21 protein-coding genes and 1 pseudogene are annotated in these 19832 nt (G+C 68.8%); 3 read left to right on the plus strand and 19 right to left on the minus strand.

Annotation, left to right across the window (positions count from 1 at the left end):
• From ACLL81_RS06475 to sidA, 8 genes and pseudogenes are all read right to left on the minus strand, one after another.
• The coding region (locus ACLL81_RS06475) for a phosphatidate cytidylyltransferase (RefSeq protein ID WP_411287530.1) at positions 1-769 on the minus strand (769 nt) is incomplete at its 3' end.
• Positions 769-1524 carry a polyprenyl diphosphate synthase gene (gene uppS, locus ACLL81_RS06480; protein ID WP_411287531.1) on the minus strand — a complete coding sequence of 252 codons (756 nt, stop codon included), beginning with the start codon at positions 1522-1524 and terminating at the stop codon, positions 769-771. The genes uppS and ACLL81_RS06475, both read right to left, overlap by 1 nt.
• A 34-nt stretch (positions 1525-1558) precedes the next feature.
• The gene (gene frr / locus ACLL81_RS06485) at positions 1559-2125 is read right to left on the minus strand and encodes a ribosome recycling factor (RefSeq protein ID WP_411287532.1); all 567 of its coding nucleotides are present in this window, start codon (positions 2123-2125) and stop codon (positions 1559-1561) included.
• Between the two features lie 41 nt (positions 2126-2166).
• Positions 2167-2886, minus strand: a complete 720-nt coding sequence (pyrH, locus tag ACLL81_RS06490; protein ID WP_411287533.1) for a UMP kinase — start codon at positions 2884-2886, stop codon at positions 2167-2169.
• A 95-nt stretch (positions 2887-2981) separates the two neighbouring features.
• Positions 2982-3911 carry a translation elongation factor Ts gene (tsf, locus tag ACLL81_RS06495; protein ID WP_411287534.1) on the minus strand — a complete coding sequence of 310 codons (930 nt, stop codon included), beginning with the start codon at positions 3909-3911 and terminating at the stop codon, positions 2982-2984.
• Between the two features lie 315 nt (positions 3912-4226).
• Positions 4227-4997, minus strand: a pseudogene (rpsB, locus tag ACLL81_RS06500) (30S ribosomal protein S2); the annotation flags it as partial.
• Between the two features lie 179 nt (positions 4998-5176).
• Positions 5177-8632, minus strand: coding sequence for a DNA polymerase III subunit alpha (dnaE, locus tag ACLL81_RS06505; RefSeq protein ID WP_411287549.1), 3456 nt, complete (start codon positions 8630-8632; stop codon positions 5177-5179).
• A gap of 11 nt (positions 8633-8643) precedes the next feature.
• The gene (gene sidA, locus ACLL81_RS06510; RefSeq protein WP_411287535.1) at positions 8644-8742 is read right to left on the minus strand and encodes a cell division inhibitor SidA; all 99 of its coding nucleotides are present in this window, start codon (positions 8740-8742) and stop codon (positions 8644-8646) included.
• Positions 8743-8931: 189 nt separating this feature from the next.
• On the opposite strand from sidA, the gene ACLL81_RS06515 reads away from it, so the two are divergent.
• Entirely contained in the window at positions 8932-9870 is a 939-nt protein-coding gene (locus ACLL81_RS06515) for a retroviral-like aspartic protease family protein (RefSeq protein ID WP_411287536.1), read from the plus strand.
• Here the strand turns inward: ACLL81_RS06515 and ACLL81_RS06520 are convergent.
• The 10 genes from ACLL81_RS06520 to glyA form a co-directional block, all read right to left on the minus strand.
• Positions 9867-11606: a DEAD/DEAH box helicase gene (locus tag ACLL81_RS06520; RefSeq protein ID WP_411287537.1), complete on the minus strand. Its 1740-nt coding sequence runs from the start codon at positions 11604-11606 to the stop codon at positions 9867-9869. The two genes, ACLL81_RS06515 and ACLL81_RS06520, sit on opposite strands and share 4 nt — an antisense overlap.
• Before the next feature lie 93 nt (positions 11607-11699).
• Entirely contained in the window at positions 11700-12212 is a 513-nt protein-coding gene (locus ACLL81_RS06525) for an isoprenylcysteine carboxyl methyltransferase family protein (protein ID WP_411287538.1), read from the minus strand.
• Entirely contained in the window at positions 12209-13255 is a 1047-nt protein-coding gene (locus ACLL81_RS06530) for a type III polyketide synthase (protein WP_411287539.1), read from the minus strand. Before ACLL81_RS06530 ends, ACLL81_RS06525 begins: the two co-directional genes overlap by 4 nt.
• A 62-nt stretch (positions 13256-13317) precedes the next feature.
• Complete coding sequence (thiL, locus tag ACLL81_RS06535; RefSeq protein ID WP_411287540.1) at positions 13318-14256, minus strand: thiamine-phosphate kinase; 939 nt, start codon at positions 14254-14256, stop codon at positions 13318-13320.
• Positions 14243-14692 carry a transcription antitermination factor NusB gene (nusB, locus tag ACLL81_RS06540; protein ID WP_411287541.1) on the minus strand — a complete coding sequence of 150 codons (450 nt, stop codon included), beginning with the start codon at positions 14690-14692 and terminating at the stop codon, positions 14243-14245. The genes thiL and nusB overlap by 14 nt, the downstream gene beginning before the upstream one ends.
• On the minus strand, positions 14689-15156 hold the full coding sequence (gene ribH / locus ACLL81_RS06545) for a 6,7-dimethyl-8-ribityllumazine synthase (RefSeq protein ID WP_411287542.1): 468 nt from the start codon (positions 15154-15156) through the stop codon (positions 14689-14691). Before ribH ends, nusB begins: the two co-directional genes overlap by 4 nt.
• Positions 15157-15188: 32 nt before the next feature.
• Positions 15189-15779 (minus strand): riboflavin synthase, encoded by a 591-nt coding sequence (locus ACLL81_RS06550; protein ID WP_411287543.1) that lies wholly within the window; start codon positions 15777-15779, stop codon positions 15189-15191.
• Positions 15780-16424 carry a RibD family protein gene (locus ACLL81_RS06555; protein ID WP_411287544.1) on the minus strand — a complete coding sequence of 215 codons (645 nt, stop codon included), beginning with the start codon at positions 16422-16424 and terminating at the stop codon, positions 15780-15782. It abuts the gene before it with no gap.
• A 6-nt stretch (positions 16425-16430) separates the two neighbouring features.
• Positions 16431-16904, minus strand: a complete 474-nt coding sequence (gene nrdR / locus ACLL81_RS06560) for a transcriptional regulator NrdR (RefSeq protein WP_411287545.1) — start codon at positions 16902-16904, stop codon at positions 16431-16433.
• Positions 16905-16936: 32 nt separating this feature from the next.
• On the minus strand, positions 16937-18220 hold the full coding sequence (glyA, locus tag ACLL81_RS06565) for a serine hydroxymethyltransferase (RefSeq protein ID WP_411287550.1): 1284 nt from the start codon (positions 18218-18220) through the stop codon (positions 16937-16939).
• A gap of 212 nt (positions 18221-18432) precedes the next feature.
• Between glyA and ACLL81_RS06570 the strand changes: the two genes are divergently transcribed.
• Positions 18433-18867 (plus strand): MucR family transcriptional regulator, encoded by a 435-nt coding sequence (locus ACLL81_RS06570; protein WP_411287546.1) that lies wholly within the window; start codon positions 18433-18435, stop codon positions 18865-18867.
• Positions 18864-19100 carry a hypothetical protein gene (locus ACLL81_RS06575; protein ID WP_411287547.1) on the plus strand — a complete coding sequence of 79 codons (237 nt, stop codon included), beginning with the start codon at positions 18864-18866 and terminating at the stop codon, positions 19098-19100. Before ACLL81_RS06570 ends, ACLL81_RS06575 begins: the two co-directional genes overlap by 4 nt.
• On the opposite strand, the gene hemA is transcribed toward ACLL81_RS06575, so the two are convergent.
• The coding region (hemA, locus tag ACLL81_RS06580) for a 5-aminolevulinate synthase (protein ID WP_411287548.1) at positions 19097-19832 on the minus strand (736 nt) is incomplete at its 5' end. The genes ACLL81_RS06575 and hemA overlap by 4 nt on opposite strands.

The following is a 19832-nucleotide window of genomic DNA, read 5'->3' on the forward strand; positions in this document are numbered from 1 at the left end:
CCACGATGGCGAACATCAGTCCGTCGACCCGATCCATCAGACCGCCGTGTCCCGGAATCAGGTTTCCCGCGTCCTTGACCCCGAACCGCCGCTTCAGAGCAGATTCCCAAAGGTCGCCGGCCATGGTCGCCAGGGCGGCGGCGAAGCCGAGCAGCGCGCTCCACCCCATCGAGCGCACGCCCGCCTCGGGCAGGGCCGACATGGCGGCGCCGGCCACGGTGCCCGCCAGCAGGCCGCCGATGAAGCCGGACCAGGTCTTGTTGGGCGAGAACCGCGGCCACAGCTTCGGGCCTCCGACGGCGCTGCCGACCAGGAAGGCCACGATATCCGACGCCCACGCGACCACGAAGGCCAACGTCACCCAGTAGAAGCCGATCGCCGTGTTTCCGTCCCGCAGCCAGATCAGCAGCAGCGCCGGCCAGCCGAGGTACAGCACGCCGTAGGCCGCATCGATGCCGGACTGTCCCCGCGCTCTCGCGAACAGTCCGGCCGCAGCGCCGCCGAAAACCAGCAGCACCAGGCTGAACGACAGGGCCTCGTTCGGATTGGACAGCAGTGTCGCCACCAGCGCCAGGGCGACGGCGGCTGCGACGGCCTTCCAGTCGGACGGCGCGCTCATCCTGGCCCATTCCATGGACAGGACGACACAGGCGATCAGCAGGACGCCGAGAATCCAGGGCCCGCCGAACCAGACGGCCAGCATGGCCAGCGGCGCCAGGACGATGGCCGAGGCGGCGCGCAGGCCCATGTCGCGCACCTTGAACGCCATCAGCTGACCGCGAGCGCCGGCTCGACCGCGATCGCGCCGAACCGTCGGTCGCGCTGCTGGTACTGGCGCACGGCATCGGCCAGGGCCTCGGCCCCGTAGTCGGGCCACAACACGTTCTGATAAACCAGCTCGGCATAGGCCGCCTCCCACAGGAGGAAGTTGGACAGCCTCTGCTCGCCCGAGGTGCGCACGATCAGGTCCACCGGCGGTCCGCCCGCAGTGGACAGGCCCAGACCAAGGGTCGCCTCGTCGAGCGGCCCGGTCGCCTGGCCGGCCAGAAGCTGGTCCACATAGCCCTGGGCCGCATCGACGATGTCCGCCCGGCCGCCGTAGTTGAACGCCACCTGCAACAGAAAACGGCTGTTGTGCGCCGTCGACCGCTCGGCGCGTTCGACGATGGCCGCGATGTCGGCGGGCAGTCCCGTGCGGCGGCCCAGCACGCGGACGCGCACGCCCTCGCGCTCCAGCCTGGCCAGATCGCTGGCCACATAGGACCGCACCAGCCCCATCAGGTCGGAGACTTCCTCGGCCGGACGCCGCCAGTTCTCGGTCGAGAAGCCAAACACCGTCAGGCATTCGATGCCGAACTCCGGCGCCGCCTGGACGGTGCGTTTCAACGCCTGGACACCCTCGCGATGGCCCATGGCCCGGTGCAGACCGCGAGCCTGAGCCCAGCGACCGTTGCCGTCCATGATCAGTGCGACATGCCGGGGCCCTGCTTCAGGGGCTGGCGCGCCGCCGGGGGGGGCCGTCATCCGATATCCGTTCTGTCGAGGCTTGAGGGAGGCCTCAAACCTGCATGATCTCAACTTCCTTGGTCTTCAAGGTCTCGTCGATGCGCTTGATGGCCGCGTCCGTGTCCTTCTGGACCTCGGTTTCCATCTTCTTCTGCTCGTCCTGGCTGATGTCGCCCGCCTTCTCGGCCTTCTTGAGATCGTCGTTGGCGTCGCGGCGCACGTTGCGCACAGCGATCCGCTGCTGCTCGGCATACTTGCCGGCGACCTTGGCGAGCTCCTTGCGGCGCTCCTCAGTCAGCGCCGGGATCGGCACCCGAAGATGCTGCCCATCCGTGACAGGATTCAGTCCCAAGCCCGCGGAACGGATAGCTTTTTCCACGGCGATCACCATGCTGCGGTCCCAAACGTTGACCGAGATCATGCGCGCCTCAGGCACGCTCACCGCCGCCACCTGGTTGAGCGGCATGGTCGAGCCATAGGCTTCTACGTTCACCTGGTCGAGCAGGCTGGCCGAGGCGCGGCCGGTACGCAGGGAGGCGAGCTCCTCCTTCAGCGCCGTGACCGCCTTCTCCATGCGATCCCTGTACTTTGAAAGCACCGGCTTTTCCGCGGCGGCCATGGGGGTCTCCCGTCTTGTCCTGAACGAGCCTGACGATAGCGTCAGGCGATGGTGGTGTAGACGCCTTCGCCCCGCAGGACCTTGAGGAAGTTCCCCCGCTCGCGGATCGAGAACACCACGATCGGGATGTGGTTGTCGCGCATCAGGCTGATCGCCGAGGCGTCCATCACCCGCAGATCCTTCGCCAGCACTTCCTGATAGGTCAGGGTGTCGTAGCGCTTGGCGGTCGGGTCCTTCTTTGGGTCGGCGGTGTAGACGCCGTCGACGCTGGTGCCCTTGAACAGCGCGTCGCAACCCATTTCGGCGGCGCGCAGCGCCGCGGGCGTGTCGGTGGTGAAGAACGGCGCGCCCAGGCCCGCAGCGAAGATCACCACGCGGCCCTTCTCCAGGTGGCGGAGCGCACGGCGGCGAATGTAGGGCTCGCAGACGGCGTCCATGGGGATCGCCGACTGGACGCGGGTGTAGACGCCAGCTTTCTCCAAAGCCCCCTGGAGGGCTATAGCATTCATGACGGTGGCGAGCATGCCCATGTAGTCGGCGCTGGCGCGATCCAGGCCCTTGCCGGCCAGGGAGACGCCGCGGAAGATGTTGCCGCCGCCGATCACCAGGCACAGCTCGACGCCGGTCTTGACCACCTCGGCGATGTCCTCGGCGGCGCGCTCCAGGGTCCCGGTGTCGATGCCGAACGGCTGGTCGCCCATCAACACCTCGCCGGAGACCTTCAGGAGGATCTTCTTGTAGCGTGGCTTGGCGTCGGACATGGGCGGCGGGTCCCGGGAGAATCTAAGGCTGGCGCAAGATAGACCAAGGGCGCGGCGCGCGTCGAACGCGCCGCGCCCCCGGGATCGTCTCCAGGTTAGCCCTGGCCGGTCAGTTGGGCCACCTCGGCGGCGAAGTCGTCGGTCTTCTTCTCGACGCCCTCCCCCAGGCCGAAGCGCACGAACGCCTTCACGGCGAGCGGCTGACCGGTTTCCTTGGCCGCTTCGGCCACCAGTTGCTCGATGGTCTGGTCCGGGTTCATGACGAAGGCCTGCTTCAGCAGAACGACTTCCTCGAAGAACTTGCGGATCCGGCCCTCGACCATCTTTTCCACGACGCCAGGCGGCTTGCCGGAGGCCAGCGCCTGTTCGGTGAAGATGGCCCTCTCCTTGTCGACGGCCTGCGGGTCCAGATCGTCGGTGGAGAGCGACAGGGGGGCGGTGGCCGCCACGTGCATGGCGATCTTGCGGCCGACCTCCTGCAGCTTGGCCTGGTCTCCGGCGCCTTCCAGCGCCACCAGCACGCCAAGCCGGGCCACGCCCTCGCCCTGCACGTTGTGCAGATAGAGCGCCACGGCGCCCTGATCGACGTTCAGGCGGACCGAGCGGCGCAGGCGCATGTTCTCGCCGATGGTGGCGATCAGGTTGGTGACCATGTCGGAGACCACCTCGCCCCTGGCGGTCTTGGCCGCGGAGATGGCCTCCACGCCCTCGACGTCCATGGCCACCTGGGCGATGTCGCGCGCCGCGGCCTGGAAGGTCTCGTTCTTGGACACGAAGTCGGTCTCGGCGTTCAGCTCGATCAGCACGGCGGTCTTGCCGTCGGCGCTCACCAAGCCGGCCACGAGGCCTTCGGCGGCCGCGCGGTCGGATTTCTTGGCGGCCTTCGCCAGGCCCTTGGTGCGCAGCCAGTCGATCGCCGCGTCCATGTCGCCATGGGTTTCCTGCAAGGCGCGCTTACAGTCCATCATGCCGACGCCGGATTTGTCGCGCAGGTCCTTGACCAGCGCAGCGGTGATGTCCGCCATGGTCAGCTCCTTATGAGTTTTGAGATCCGGCGAACCTCCTTGGGGAAGGTCCGCCGGCCGGGAATGCGGTTGGTCAGCCAAGCGCGTCTAGAGGCGCGCTCAGCTGGCCTTTTCTTCGCTCGGCTCTTCAACCTTGGCGGCCTCGGCCGGCTCGGCTTCGGCAGCGACGGGTTCGGCTTCCGGGGCAGCCTCTGCAGGCTGCTCGGCCACCGGGGCCTCGACAATTTCCGCCGCGGGGGCTTTGGCCGCAGGAGCTTCCACGCCGGTCATTTCGGCCTCCAGGGCGTCGACCTCCGGCGTGGTGATCTCGGGCTCAGCCGCGGTTTCTTTCGCCAGTTCGCGGGCCAAAGTCGGCTCCACCGGGTCTTCCGAAGCGCCCAGGTCGATACCTGCCGCCGATTGGCCGGCAGCCAGCCCGTCCAGCACCGCGTCGGCCATCAGGTCGCAGTAGAGCTGGATGGCGCGCGCGGCGTCGTCGTTGCCGGGGATCGGATAGGTGATGCCGTCCGGGTTGCAGTTGGTGTCCAGGATGGCGATCACCGGGATGTTCAGCTTGCGGGCTTCCTGGATCGCGATAGCTTCCTTGTTGGTGTCGATCACGAACATCAGGTCCGGGATGCCGCCCATGTCCTTGATCCCGCCCAGGGAAAGCTCGAGCTTGTCGCGCTCACGGTTGAGCTGCAGCAGCTCCTTCTTGGTGCGGCCACTGTCGCCTTCCAGCAGGCCTTCCAACTCACGCAGGCGGGCGATCGAGCCCGACACCGTGCGCCAGTTGGTGAGCGTGCCGCCCAGCCAGCGGTGGTTGACGTAGTACTGCGCGCAGCGGCGCGCTGCCGTGGCGATCGGCTCCGACGCCTGGCGTTTGGTGCCGACGAACAGGATGCGGCCGCCGGAAGCCGCCACTTCGCGCACCTTGACGAGCGCCTGGTGCAGCAGCGGGATCGACTGCGACAGATCGATGATGTGGATGTTCGAGCGGCTGCCGAAGATGAACTTTTCCATCTTCGGGTTCCAGCGGTGGGTCTGGTGGCCGAAGTGCGCGCCAGCTTCCAGCATTTGACGCATAGAGAATTCGGGAAGTGCCATGGGGCCTGCTTAGTCCTTTTTCCGGTTGAACCTCCGCAGGCCACCCTTCCCTTGGGAAGGACCGGAATGGATATGGCGGGATGTCTCCCCGACCATCGCCAAACGCCTGCGTGGTGGAATGAGGCGGGCACTTAGGGGCTGGGGGGTAAAAAGGCAAGCCCTTCGGGGTCTTGGCCGCCCTAGAGGTCTTCCACGAAGGTCACGCCCGGGGACGTCTTGATCGCGCCGCGCACGGCGTTGTCGAGCTTGAAGCGGCCGGGGAGTTTCATCTCCACCTCGCGCCCCCCGCCCAGACCCGCCACCAGCACGATCTCCCCGCCGCGTCCGCTGGCGACGCCCTCCAGCCGGGCTTTCAGAGCCTCGATCTCGGCGCTGCGGGGCGCCAGATGGACGCGCAGGCCCGCGACCACGTTCTCCACGGCCTTTTCCACTGGCTCGGCGCTGTCGCCGAAGAAGCGCACCTCGCCGTCCTTGGCCCGGGCCCGCACGGTGATCGCCACCGCCTTGCCGGGCTCAAGCAGGTCGCGGCACTTGCGCCAGTTCTCCGGCGGGAACAGCACCTCGTACTCGCCGGTGGGGTCGGAGAAGGTGACGAAGGCGAACTTCTCGCCCGAGGCCTGCGAGGCACGCTCCTGCCGGCGGCGCACGACGCCGGCCATGCGCAGGGCCTCGGCGCCGCCTTCCGCCTTGGCGATGGCGTCGGTGAGCAGGTCCGTGCGCCGGCGCCGCAGCGCCTCGACCATGTCATCCAGCGGGTGGCCGGAGAGGTAGAATCCCACCGCCGCCAGCTCCTCGTCCAGGCGTTGGACCGGGCTCCAGGGGTCTTGCCGGGTCAGTCTGGGCCGCGCGGCCTCCGCCTGGTCCCCGCCGAACAGGCTGGCCTGGGCCGAGGCGCGGTCGGAGGCCACGCTCTGGGCGTAGCCGATTAGGGAGTCGACCGAGGCGATCAACTCGGCGCGGTTGGGATGGATTTCGTCGAAGGCCCCGGCGCGGGCGAGCGTCTCGAAGGTGCGCTTGTTGACCTGCTTGGGATCGATGCGCTCGACGAAATCGAAGATGTCCCTGAACGGCCCGCCCTCGCGCCGAACAGCGACCACATGCTCCATGGCCTGCAGGCCCACGTTGCGGATGCCGCCCAGCGCATAGAGCACTTCGCCGGCCTCCACGTCGAAGTCCGCGCCCGAGCGGTTCACGCTGGGCGGCCGGATTTTCACGCCGAAGCGCTTGGCATCCTGGTAAAAGACCGACAGCTTGTCGGTGTTGGCGACCTCAAGGCTCATGGAGGCGGCGAAGAACTCCACCGGCGCATTGGTCTTCAGCCAGGCGGTCTGGTAGCTGACCACGGCGTAGGCGGCGGCGTGGGACTTGTTGAAGCCGTAGCCGGCGAACTTGTCCACCAGGTCGAAGATCGCCCCGGCCTGCGCCGCCGGAACCCCCTTTTCGCTCGCGCCCGAGACAAAGCGCGCGCGCTGCTGCTCCATCTCCTCCTTCTTCTTCTTGCCCATGGCCCGGCGCAGCAGGTCAGCTTCGCCCAGGCTGTAGCCCGCCAGGATCTGGGCGATCTGCATCACCTGTTCCTGGTAGACGATGATGCCGTAGGTCTCGCGCAGCACCGGCTCCAAGGTTGGGTGCAGGAAATCGATGGGCTTGCGGCCAAACTTGCAGTCCACGAAGGCCGGAATGTTGTCCATCGGCCCTGGCCGGTAGAGCGCCCCGATGGCGGTGACGTCCTCGATGGAGCCGGGACGGAGCTGGCGCAGGGTGTCGCGCATCCCCTGGCCTTCGAGCTGGAAGACCCCCACCGTCTGGGCGTTGCTCATCAGCTCGTAGGTCTTCGGGTCGTCCAGCGGCAGGGCGGCCATGTCCACGCCCGCGCCGCGCTTGTCCAGGAGCTTCAGCGCCCGGTCGATCACCGTCAGGGTCTTCAGGCCCAGGAAGTCAAACTTCACCAGCCCGGCGCTTTCCACCCACTTCATGTTGAACTGGGTGGCCGGCAGGTCCGAGCGCGGATCGCGGTAGAGCGGCGTGAGCTCGGTGAGCGGCCGGTCGGCGATCACCACGCCTGCGGCGTGGGTGGAGGCGTTGCGATATAGCCCCTCCAGCTGCAGGGCGATGTCCAGCAGGCGCGCCACCCCCTCGTCCTGGTCGCGGGCCTCGCGCAGGCGCGGCTCGATCTCGATGGCCTTGGCCAGCGTCACCGGGTTGGCGGGGTTGGCCGGGACCATCTTGGCCAGCCGGTCCACCTGGCCCAGCGAGAGTTGCAGCACCCGGCCCACGTCGCGCAGCACGGCGCGCGCCTGCAGGGTGCCGAAGGTGATGATCTGCGCCACCCGGTCGACGCCATAGCGTTGCTGGACGTAGCTGATCACCTCCTCCCGCCGCTCCTGGCAGAAGTCGATATCGAAGTCCGGCATGGAGACCCGTTCAGGGTTCAGCATGCGCTCGAACAGCAGGCCGTACTGCAGGGGATCGAGGTCGGTGATCGTCAGGGCGTAGGAGACCAGCGAGCCGGCGCCGGAGCCCCGGCCCGGACCTACGGGAATGCCGCGGGCCTTCGCCCATTTGATGAAGTCCGCCACGATCAGGAAGTAGCCGGGGAAGCCCATGGCGGTGATCACGCCGATCTCGCGCTCCAGGCGGGCTTCGTAGTCCGCCACCGGGAACATGGCCGCCTGGCCGCGGGCCATGCGCGCCTTCAGCCCCTCGCGCGCCTGCAGCGCCAGTTCGTCGGCCTCCGAGCGACCCGCCTCGGTGGGGAAACGCGGCAGGATCGGGTCGCGCTTGTTGACCATGAAGGCGCAGCGGCGCGCGATATCGAGGGTATTGTCGCAGGCCTCCGGCAGGTCGGCGAACAGGATGCGCATGTCCGCGGCGGGTTTGAACCAGTGCTCGGCGGTGACCCTGCGGCGCTCGTCCTGGCCCACGAAGGCGCCGTCGGCGATGCACAGCAGGGCGTCGTGCGCCTGGTGCAGGGCGGTGTAGCGGAAATAGACGTCGTTGGTGGCCACCAGCGGGGCATCCGCTTCATAGGCGAAAGCCACCAACTCCGGCTCGGCGGCGGCCTCGGCCGGCAGGCCGTGCCGCTGGAGTTCCACATAGAAGCGGTCGCCGAACACTCGCTGCATCTCGGCCAGGACCGCGCGACCCTCCTTGACCTTGCCGGCGGCGAATAGAGGATCGACCGGCCCGTCAGGGCCGCCGGAGAGCAGGATCAGCCCCTCGGCGTGGGCGCAGACCTTTTCCCAGGAGACGTTGGGGTCCTCGGTGGCCTCCACCTCAAGGAACGCCGCCGAGGACAGTTCGGTGAGGTTGCGGTAGCCGCGCTCGCTCTGCGCCAGCAGCACCACGGTGGGCGTCTTGGCCCAGCGCTCCGGCGGTCCCTCGCCGATCCCGGTGACCGGAAGGGCGCAGCCGACGATGGGCTGCACGCCGGCGGCCTTGGTGGCCACCGAGAATTCCAGCGCGCCGAACAGGTTGGCCCGATCGGTCAGCGCCACGGCGGGCATGCCCGACATCTGCGCCATGGGACCGACCACATCGGCCTTGATGGCGCCTTCCAGCAGCGAATAGGCGGAGCGGACCCGCAGGTGAACGAAGCCTTGGCTGTCTTCGCTCACCCCCGCCGCCTCTCCCATCCGCATGGCCGTCAGCTCACCGCGCCGGCCACCGTGCACATCATCCAGACAAAGCTGGCTACAGACGCAAAGGCCAGCGATTCTCGGGCCAGACGAACCATCTCACGCATCTCCTGTGGGCAGGGTTGTGGACAAGCTGTGCAGTCGTTCTGGCTTCGTTCTTATTCCCCATTTGTTCTCATGGTCAAGCCTGTTGATCCCATGATGGACCGGCACTTGTCTCGCATGAGCCGCCTTCAGCGTGACCGCCCCGGCGAACGGTGGTATTTCTGTCGTAAGAACAAGGGTGGAGACAGGTCATGCTTACCCGTCGGCAGGCTGCCGTGGCCCTTTTGGGCGCGGGCGCGGCGGCGTCGCCGACCCGGCAGGGCTGGGCGCAGGTCGTGCATGAGGAGCCCGAGGCCGGCCAGGACCAGACCCCCACTGCGGTCGACACCGTCGGCGGGCGCTACGAGCACATGCTGGCGCCGGTGACCATCAACGGCCAGGGCCCCTTCAATTTCCTGATGGATACCGGAGCCAATATCTCCTGCGTCTCGCAACGCTTGGCTGAGAAGCTGAAACTCACCCCGGGACCTCCGGCCAACGTCCACACGGTGGTGGGCGTACGCAGCCGGCCCAGCGTGGTGATCGACAGCCTGCAGGTGGGCGCGCGCAATCGCCGGCAGGTCCGGGCCCCTTCCCTACCGATCAAGGGCACCGATGTGGACGGCGTGCTGGGGGTTGACTGGCTGAAGGGCCAGCGCCTGGTCCTGGGGTTCAAGCAGAAGAATCTGGAGATCACCAAATCGCGCCTGGAGTCCTCGCACGAGGGCCGGGTGATCGTGCCGGCCAAGCGGCGCCTGGGCCAACTGACCATCGTCGATGCCGAACTGAGCGGAAAACCGATCAGCGCCATCATCGATTCCGGGTCGCAGGTAACCATCTGCAACCGGCCGCTGCTGGAGCTGGTGCGCGCCGCCGAGCGCCGCCGCGGGGTTATCGAGAAGGCGCGGCCGGTCCGGCTGGAGTCCCTGGCCGGCGAAAGCTTCATGGGCGAGACGCTCTACCTGCCGTTCCTGCGGCTGGGCGGCCTGCACCTGGGCAATGTGCAGGTGGTCTACGCCGACACCCACGTGTTCAAGGTCTGGGGCATGCAGACCGCCCCGGCTCTGGTGCTGGGCATGGACCTGCTCACCCAGTTCGATTCCGTGGCGCTGGACTTCGGCCGCTCCAACGTGCGGTTCGACTACACCTAGCTGCGGGGCGGCGGCTTGCGGCCCTTGGGCGGCGGGCCACGGTGCTTCGGGGGACCGCCCGGACGCGGGCCGGAGGGCCTGGGTCCGCCGGGCCTTGGGCCACGCTCGGCCGGAGCCGGCGCACCGGCCGGCTCGACCCGGATGTCCCCTTCGGCGGCGGCGGACTTGATGGCCTCGCGGAAGCGGCCCTCGGCCTCGCGCCGGATCTCGAACTTGGTCTCGCGGTCAAAGATGCGGATCTGGCCGATATCGGGCTTGGTGACATGGCCCAGGCGGCAGATCAGCGGGATCAGCCACTTGGGGTCGGCGTTGTTCTTGCGCCCGATGGTCAGGCGGAACCATGCGGCGTCGGAGACGGCCCCGTCGGCCGCCGGGTCCCATTCGCGCTTGGCGCGCACCGGCCTGGGTTCGGGCGGGCGGCTGTCGCGCACGTCGTCGTACATCTCCTCCGGTTCCGGCAGGCGCGCGCGGTGCAGCCTGATCAGGGCGGCGGCCACCTGCTCGGGGGTGCGGTCGGCGAGTATCCGCCCGGCCAGTTCCAGGTCGGCCTCGGTGGGGGTCTCGGTAAGGATCGGATCGTCCAGCAGGCGGGTCTGGTCGCGGCTGCGGATCTCCTCCACCGACGGCGGGCCAGACCACTCGGCCTCGATATTGGCGGAGGCCAGCAGGATTTCGGCCTTGCGGCGGCGGGTGTAGGGCACCAGCAGCACCGAGACACCCTTGCGGCCGGCGCGGCCCGTGCGGCCGCTGCGGTGGAGCAGGCCGGCCTTATTCACCGGCAGGTCGGCATGGATCACCAGCCCCAGGTCCGGCAAGTCGAGGCCCCGGGCGGCCACGTCGGTGGCGACGCAGGCCCTGGCGTGGCCGTCGCGCAGGGCCTGCAGGGCGTCGGCGCGCTCCTTCTGGCTGAGCTCCCCGGACAGGGCCACGGCGGAAAAGCCGCGCTCCCGCAGCGCCCCATAGAGGTGACGCACATTCTCACGGGTGGCGCAAAACACCAGGGCGCCGGGGGATTCGAAGTAGCGCAGCACATTGACCACCGCGCGCTCGATCTCGTTGGGCGCCACCCGGACGGCCCGGTACTCGATGTCGCCATGCGCCTCATCGCGGCGGATGGTGTCGATCCGCACCGTCTCGCGCTGGTAGCGCTTCGCAAGGGTGGCGATGTCCTTGGCGATGGTGGCGGAGAACAGATAGGTGCGGCGCTCCACGGGCGTGGAGTCGAGGATTTCCTCGAGGTCCTCACGGAAGCCCAGGTCGAGCATCTCGTCGGCCTCGTCCAGCACCACCACGCGCAGGGACGAGAGCATCAGGTTTCCGCGCTCCAGGTGGTCGCGAAGGCGGCCGGGGGTGCCGACCACGATATGGCAGCCGGCAGCCAGCTGGCGCTGTTCCAGCCGGGCGTCCATGCCGCCGACGCAGGTGACGACGCGCGCGCCGGTCTCGGCGTAGAGCCAGTTCAGTTCGCGACCCACCTGCAGGGCCAACTCACGGGTGGGCGCAATCACCAGCGCCAGAGGCGCGCCAGCCGACGAAAACCGCTGGGCCTCCCCCAGCAGCGGACCGGCCGCGGCCAGGCCGAAGGCCACGGTCTTGCCCGAGCCGGTCTGGGCCGAGACCAGGAGGTCGTGGTCGGCGGGCGCGGCGAGCACCGCGGCCTGAACGGGCGTCGGCTCGCGGTAGCCCTGAGATTCAAGCGCCCTGGCGAGCGCCGGGTGGGTTTCGGGGAATGGCATCGCAGATCCTTGCGTCCGCCTGGGTCGGAGGCGACGGAGCGCCAAGGACGGGAGCGTGACCGGAAAGGCAACCCCCAGTGCACATTTTTGGCGTCAGCGCGAGGCGGCGCTTCCTGGTCCGGGCCCCGCCAAGGCCCGATTTTCGGCGCGGATCCGCACCCACAGCACCGAGGCGTTCAGCACGAAGAACACCGCTGCATAGGCCCCCAGGTCGAACACCAGCGGCAGCACCGCGATCTCGCCGGCCACCACGACATAGTTCGGATGCGGCAGGAATTTGTAAGGACCCCGGCGGACCAGGGTCTCCCCCGGGATCGTGATGATCCGTGTGGTCCAGCGATCGCCCAGGGACATCAACGTCCAGGCCCGCAGTCCCTGCAGCAGGAGGTAGACGACCAACCAGAAGAGCACCGGCGGCCGGTCCCAGGCCAGCACCCACAGGCCCACCAGCCAAGCGGCGTGCAGGCCAACGATCAACGGATAGTGGTCGGCGCCGCTCTCCACGCCGCCGCGGGCCAGCAGCTTTGTGGTGTTGCGGCGGGCCAGCATCAACTCGCCCACGCGCTGGGCGGTCACCAGGGCCAGGATCACGACGGAGACGATCATGCGGCGAGCGTCACGGTGCTGGCGGTGAAGCCCGGGCCCAGCGCCGTCAGCACCGAGCGCTTCGGCAGTCCGGCCCGCCGGGCGCGGTCCAGCACATAGAGGACGGTGGGCGCCGACATGTTGCCGTGGTCGGCGAGCACCGCGCGCTCGTGGTCCAGGCTGCCCTGCCCCAACTCCAGCGAGGCCTCCAGAGCCTCTACGACCTTCATGCCGCCCGGATGGCAGATGAACCGGTCCACGTCGGCTGCGGTGAGGTCCTGGCTGGCCAGCATGGCGTCCATGGCCGGGCGCAGCTTCTCTCGGGCGAAGGGCGGGATCGCCTGGGCGAAGATCACCCCAAGGCCCTGGGGATCCACCCTCCAGCCCATGATGTCGAGGGTGTCCGGCCAGGTGTGCTCGGCATAGCCCGCGATCTCCGCGAAACCCTCGGCGCCGGACCGCAGGACGCAGGCCGCCGCACCGTCGCCGAACAGGGCCGTGGCGACGATGTCAGCCTTGGTCAGGCCGTCCATCCGGAAGGCCAGGGTGCAAAGCTCGACGCAGACGAATAGCACCGTGGCGCCCGGCTCCGACGCCGCCAGCCGCGCGGCCAGAGCCAGGCCCGTCGCGCCGCCAGCGCAGCCCAGGCCGAACACCGGCACGCGCGCTGCGTCGGGCCGGAATCCAAGCCGGCCCATAGCCTGGGCCTCCAGGCTCGGGGTAGCGATGCCAGTGGAGGAGACGGTGACGATGATGTCCACTTCGGCCCCGGTGACTGCCGCCTCATCGAGAGCGGCGCGCGCCGCCTGCTCGAAGAGGTCCACCGCGCCTGCCAAGTAGGCCGCCATACGCTCCGGCCATCCGCGCGGCTCGAGGTACCACTCCATGGGCATCACCGACTGGCGCTTGAGGATGCCCGCCGTGGCGAACACCGGGGCCAGCCTGGCGAAGTTCGGAAAGTTGGGTTCCATCACCCGCCGCGCAGCCGCGAGGACATCCTCCTGGGCCATTTCATAGGGCGCGTTGGCGGTGGAGAGCGCAAGCAGGCCAACGGGTTGGGGCATCGAGGGTTCCGACCGGCGCGCGCGCCAGCTAGTCAACACGGCGGGCGCCCGCAGGTTCCCTGTCACCCGTGCCGCCATCCGCCGGCGCCCGGGTCCAAGGTGCGGCCAGCGCTTCGCACGACGACGTCCTCGCCTTCCGAAACATCTCCCACCACCGTGAAGCCGTGGAGCGGGGCGGGCCCGGTGCAGACGATCTCGTAGTCGTCGCCGCCTGTCGCCAGCCGCAGCCGTGCGGCCGAGGGATCGGCCTGGTCGGCCAGCCAGGCCGCCCCTGCGGGCGACACCGGCATGCGATCGAGGTCGAGCGTCAGCCGCACGCCGCTCGCCTCCGCGATATGCCGGGCGTCGGCCACCAAGCCGTCGGAAATGTCCGCCGCGGCGCTGGCGCCCCCCCGCAGGGTCGCCCGCAGGTCGAGACGGGGATTGGGGAGCCGGTAGCGGCCCGCCAGATAGCCGTCGGGATCGGCGACCTCGCCCCTCACCGCCCCCAGCCCGAGCCAACCATCGCCGATCGGGCCGCTGACCATCAGCAGGTGCCCGGGGCGCGCGCCCGCGCGGCGCACCATCCGGCCTTCCGCGACCCAGCCCAGGGCCGTGAGGCTGGCGGTCAGGGGACCGGGTGTGGACACGGTGTCGCCGCCCAGCAAGGACACGCCCCAGGCTTCCAGGTCCGCGCCCAGGCCCGCAGCGAAGGCCTCTCGCTCGGTGGGCCCATAGACCGCGGGCCAGGCCACCCCCAGGAAGGCGGCGAACGGCTCGGCCCCCTTGGCGGCAAGATCGGAAAGGTTCACCCGCACGAGCTTGCGGGCAACCAGGCCGGGCGCCTCGCCAGACGGAACGTGGACCCCCGCCACGACGGCGTCCTTGGTGATCACCAGGTCGAAGCCCGGCCGCTGCGGCACCACCGCGGCGTCGTCCAGCAGGTCGAAGGCGCCCGCCGCGCCGCGGGTCAGCGGGCGGAACAGGCGCGCGATCTCGCCGAACTCGTCAGCTGCGGACATCCTGGGCCACGGCGTCCAGCGCCCCATTGACGAAGCCCGGCTCGGGGCCTTCGAAAAAGCTCTTCGCGAGCTCGACGTACTCGTCGATCACCACTTCCGTGGGCACATCGGCGCGGTGGGCCAGTTCGAAGGCGCCGGCCCGCAGGATCGCGCGCACCGTGGCGTCGATCCGCTCCAGCCGCCAGCCGGTGGCCAGGCGCCTGGCGATGGCCGCGTCCACATCCTTCTGCCGCTCGACCACGCCCCGAACCAGCTCGGCGAAGAACGCCTCGTCGGCGGCGGCCAGGGTCATGTCCTCTACATCGCGGTCGAAACGGTGCTCGGCGAACTCGCGAATCACGGTCTCGGCGCCGGCGCTCGACACCTCCATCTGGTAGAGGGCCTGCACGGCGGCCAGCCTCGCCACCGAGCGCGCCTGGCGGACCGGGCCGGTCATCGGCGGCCGCCGGCGAGTTGCTGCTTGAGTTCGATCATGGTCAGGGCCGCGCGCGCCGCGCCGCCGCCCTTGTCGCCTTCGCTAGCCCGGGCCCGCGCCCAGGCCTGATCCTCGTCCTCCACCGTAAGCACGCCGTTGCCGATGCACAGCCGCCGGCTGACGGTCAGCTCCATCAGGCCCCGCGCCGACTCGTTGGAGACGATCTCGAAGTGATAGGTTTCGCCGCGGATCACCGTCCCCAGCGCCACGTAGCCGTCATAGCGCGCGCCGCCCACCGGACTGTGGCCGCCCTCCTCCGCAAAGGCGATGGCTGCGGGGATCTCCAGGGCGCCCGGCACCGTCACCACGTCGTACTCCGCGCCGAAGGCCGAAAGCGCATCCGTCGCCCCTGCCAGCAAGGCGTCGGCCAGGTCCGCATAGAAGCGCGCCTCCACGATCAGGATGCGGATTTTGTCGTCGCTCATCGGAGCCCCTTCGGCGTGGTCGCGCGCAGGCTTTAGGCTGTTTCGCGCCAGCGGGCGAGATAGCGCGCCAGCATATCGATCTCCAGGTTGACCCGCCCGCCGGGTTTCATCTCGCCAAGCGTGGTTACGTCCCAGGTGTGGGGGATCAGGTTGACGCCGAAAACGTCGTCCTCGACCTCGTTCACCGTCAGCGAGACGCCTTCCACGGTGATTGATCCCTTGGGCGCGATGAAGCGGTGCAGGGGCCTCGGCGCCCGGATACGCACCCGGTGGGACCCGCCCTCGCTCTCCACGGAGAGCACCTCGCCGACCCCGTCCACATGGCCCGAGACGATGTGGCCGCCCAGTTCGTCGCCAACCCTGGCGGCGCGCTCCAGGTTGACCCGACGGCCCTCATGCCAGTCACCGAGCGTGGTCATGGACAGGGTCTCGCCCGAGACCTCAACCGCGAACCAGCCCTCGCCGGTCTCCACCACAGTCAGGCAGCAGCCAGCGTGACTGACCGAGGCGCCCAGGTCCAGGCTGGCCAGGTCGAAGGCGGTCTCGATCTCAAAGCGCCGGTCGCGGTTGGTGTCGCGCACCGCCCGCACGCGGCCCACGTCGGTGACGATTCCGGTGAACATTCAGGTCCTCTCGTAGCGTTCCCAGAGGTCTTCGCCCAGTTCGCGGACCTCCGTACGCCTGAACTTGGGGGCGTCGGCCAGGCCCGCCAAGGCCAGGGCGCCGACGCCGGGGCGCCCCTCGCCGCCGATCACCGTGGGAGCTCGGAACCACTCCAGCGCATCCACCAGCCCACAGCGCAGGAAGCTCGCCGCCACCCGCCCACCCCCTTCAACGAACAGGCGAACGAGACCTTCGGCGGCCAGGGCCTGTAGAACCGCCTTCAACTCCGGCCTGTCCTCGCCGACCGCGGGCACCTGCAGTACGCGCACGCCGGCCGCGACCAGAGCAGGGTCCGGCGAGGTGGTGGCGACCAGATAGGTGGGGGTTTGGCGCGCCGTGCGGACCAGCTTGCAGTCCGGCGTCAGCCGCTGGCGGCTGTCCAGCACCACCCGCGCCGGCTGGAGCCCCGCGTAGCCTACCAGCCGCACGGTGAGTTCCGGATCGTCGGCGAGCGCCGTCTCCACGCCCACCACCACGGCGTCGTGCTCGGCTCGCAGGCGATGGACCGCCTCACGGGCGGCCCCGCCGGTGATCCAGCGGCTCTCGCCGCTGGCGGTGGCGATGCGTCCGTCCAGGGACGTGGCGAGCTTAAGAGTGACCGGCACGGGGGCTCAGCGCTTGGTTTCGGGGGCCTCGCTCAGGCCTTCCTCGCCGAGGAAGCGGGCGAAGTCCTGGGTCTCACGGAAGTCGCGATAGACCGAGGCGTAGCGGACATAGGCCACGTCATCGAGGGCTTTCAGCTCCTTCATCACCAGGCCGCCCACCGTGGAGGACGGCAGTTCGGTCTCGCCCATGCTTTCAAGCTGGCGCGCGATGGTGGAGATCATCCGCTCCACGCGCTCCGGCTCCACCGGGCGCTTGCGGATAGCGATGGCTATGGAGCGGGCGAGTTTGTCGCGGTCGAAAGGCGTGCGCCGCCCCGACCGCTTCAGGATGGTGAGTTCGCGAAGCTGGACCCGCTCAAAGGTGGTGAAGCGCCCGTTGCACCCTGGGCACAGCCTGCGCCGGCGGATCGCCGCGCCGTCCTCGGAAGGCCGCGAGTCCTTCACCTGGCTTTCTTCGTTCCCGCAAAATGGGCAGCGCATGATGTAGTCCCCTCACGGCCCTTCTACCGCTACTAGCTGTAGATGGGGAGCCGTCTGGTGAGCGCCAGCACTTCGCCGCGCACCCTGGCTTCGACGGCCGAGTTGTCGCCGCCCGCCCGCAAGCCGTCGAGCACCTCGCCAATCCACTTGCCCACCTGGCGGAATTCACCGGGGCCGAAACCCCGGGTGGTCGCGGCGGGCGAGCCGACCCGCAGGCCGGAGGTCTGCATCGGCGGCAGGGGGTCGAAGGGGATGCCGTTCTTGTTGGTGGTGATGCCGGCGCGCTCCAAGGCGATCTCGGCGTCAGCGCCGCTGACTCCCTTGGGCGTCAGGTCGACAAGCATCAGGTGGCTGTCCGTGCCGTTGGAGACGATCTTGAAGCCCGCGCTCTGCAGGCTGTCGGCCAGAGCCCGGGCGTTGTCGATGACCTGGCGGGCATAGAGCTTGAACTCCGGCTGCAGCGCCTCGCCGAAAGCCACGGCCTTGGCGGCGATCACATGCATCAGCGGGCCGCCCTGCAGGCCGGGGAAGACGGCGCTGTCGATCTTCTTCGCCCACTTCTTGCTGTTGGTCAGGATCAAGCCGCCGCGCGGACCGCGCAGAGTCTTGTGGGTGGTGGTGGTGACGATGTGGGCGTGCGGGAACGGGTTGGGATAGACACCGCCGGCGACCAGGCCAGCATAGTGGGCGATGTCGACCATCAGCAGGGCGCCGACCTCGTCGGAGATCGCCCGGAACCGCGCGAAATCAATTTCGCGGGAGTACGCCGACCCACCCGCGATGATCACCTTGGGCTGCTCCGCCCGGGCGACCTCTTCGGCCCGGTCGTAGTCGATCAGGTGGTCCTGCTGGCGGACCCCATAGGCCACCGGCCGGAACCACTTGCCCGATTGGTTGACGCTCTTGCCGTGGGTCAGGTGACCGCCCGCCGCCAGGTCCATGCCCATGAAGGTGTCGCCGGGCGCCATTGTGGCCATGAACACCGCCTGGTTGGCCTGGCTGCCGGAGTGCGGCTGGACGTTCGCGTACTCGCAGCCGAACAGGGCCTTGGCCCGCTCGATGGCGAGGGTCTCGGCTTCGTCCACCACCTCACAGCCGCCGTAGTAGCGCTTGCCCGGATAGCCCTCGGCGTATTTGTTGGTCAGCACCGACCCTTGCGCCTGCAGCACCGCTTTGGAGACGATGTTCTCCGAGGCGATCAGCTCGATCTGGTCCTGCTGGCGCCGCAGCTCACCCTCGAGGATGCGGGCGACGGCCGGATCGGCCTCGCCGACGTCGCGGGCGAAGAATTCCTCCGAAGAGGGCTGGGCTTGCATAAGCAGGGTCAAGGGCGGGCCTTTTCAATGGCAGCTTCGGATTCGTCGCCGACGGAGCCGGTCCTTTACCCTTTTGCGGCCCGCCTTCCAACCGCCGCCGAGCGCCCGTTACCTCCGGGAACCAACAAAAAACTCCAGCGTTACCCGCTAGCTCAAAGCGCACCGGTTAAGTGCGCTGAAGGCGCGTGTCGCACTTGCTGAAGGGGGACTTGATGAGCGTCGGACCTGACTCCGAGGGCCCATCGGGCGACGAACTCCTGCGCCTCGGCGCGGGTATCGTAGCCGCCTACGTAAGCCGAAATGCGGTCGCCGCCGACGCCGTCCCGGACATAATCCGCGCCGTCCACGGCGCCTTGCGCGGGATCGCGGACGGTGACGCCGCTCCGACGCCCGAAGAGCGGCCAAAGCCAGCGGTCGCCATCGGCCGCTCCGTGCAGCACGAATACATCGTCTGCCTTGAGGACGGAAAACGGCTGAAGATGCTCAAGCGCTACCTTCGCTCGCGCTTCAACATGAGCCCCGACGACTACCGCCGCCGGTGGGGCTTAGCGCCAGACTATCCCATGGTCGCCCCGGCTTACGCCGCCCGCCGATCCGCCTTCGCCAAGCAGATCGGCCTCGGTCGTGGAGTCCGGCGGCACAAATGAAGTCCGCCCTGCACGACAAGGCCCTGCGGCCATTCAATCCCAGCGGCTACGAGATCTTCGGTGGGCGCCTGGCTAGCTGCGGCGATGTGGTGATCTGGTCGGTCGATCCGCTGATCCCACGCCTGGGCGACCTGTTCACCATCGAACGCGCCGGCCGCGTCCACCACGTAGCGGTGCGTGAATTGACCACCTTCAGGGGCGGCTGGAGCGCGACCTGCCAGCGTGAGGTCTAGGCGGCCACGCCGCCAACGCGCTGGACGTTACAGCGGACCCAAAGGGTCTCCAACGTTTGTGCCAGCTTTTCGATCATCTCGTCGGTGTGCGCAGGCGACGGCGTGAAGCGAAGCCGCTCGGTCCCGCGCGGCACTGTCGGGTAGTTGATCGGCTGCACGTAGATACCGTGATCCTCAAGCAGGATGTCGGAGATCAGCTTGCAGTGCACCGCGTCTCCCACCAGCACCGGCACGATGTGGCAGACCGACGGCATCACCGGCAGGCCGGCCTTGATCAGCCGGGCTTTCAGAGTCTGCGCCCGCTCCTGGTGCGCTACGCGGATCTCGTTGTGGTCCTTCAGGTAGCGGATTGAAGCCACCGCCCCCGCGGCCAGCGCCGGCGGCAGCGAGGTGGTGAAGATGAATCCGTCGGCATAGCTGCGGATCGCGTCGACGATCACCGCGTCGGCGGCGATGTAGCCGCCCATCACCCCGAACGCCTTGCCCAGCGTGCCTTCGATGATGTCGATCTCGGCCATCACCCCGTCGCGCTCGGCGACGCCCGCTCCGCGCGGTCCGTACATACCCACGGCGTGGACCTCGTCGAGGTAGGTCAGCGCGCCGTACTTCTGCGCCAGGGCCACGGTGCCGCGCATGTCGGCGATGTCGCCGTCCATGGAATAGACACTCTCGAAGGCGATCACCTTGGGCGCGTCCGGATCGGCGGCCAGCAGCAGCTCCTCCAGGTGGGCC

The organism is Phenylobacterium sp., from assembly GCF_046590535.1.
Taxonomy (GTDB): Bacteria; Pseudomonadota; Alphaproteobacteria; order Caulobacterales; family Caulobacteraceae; genus Phenylobacterium.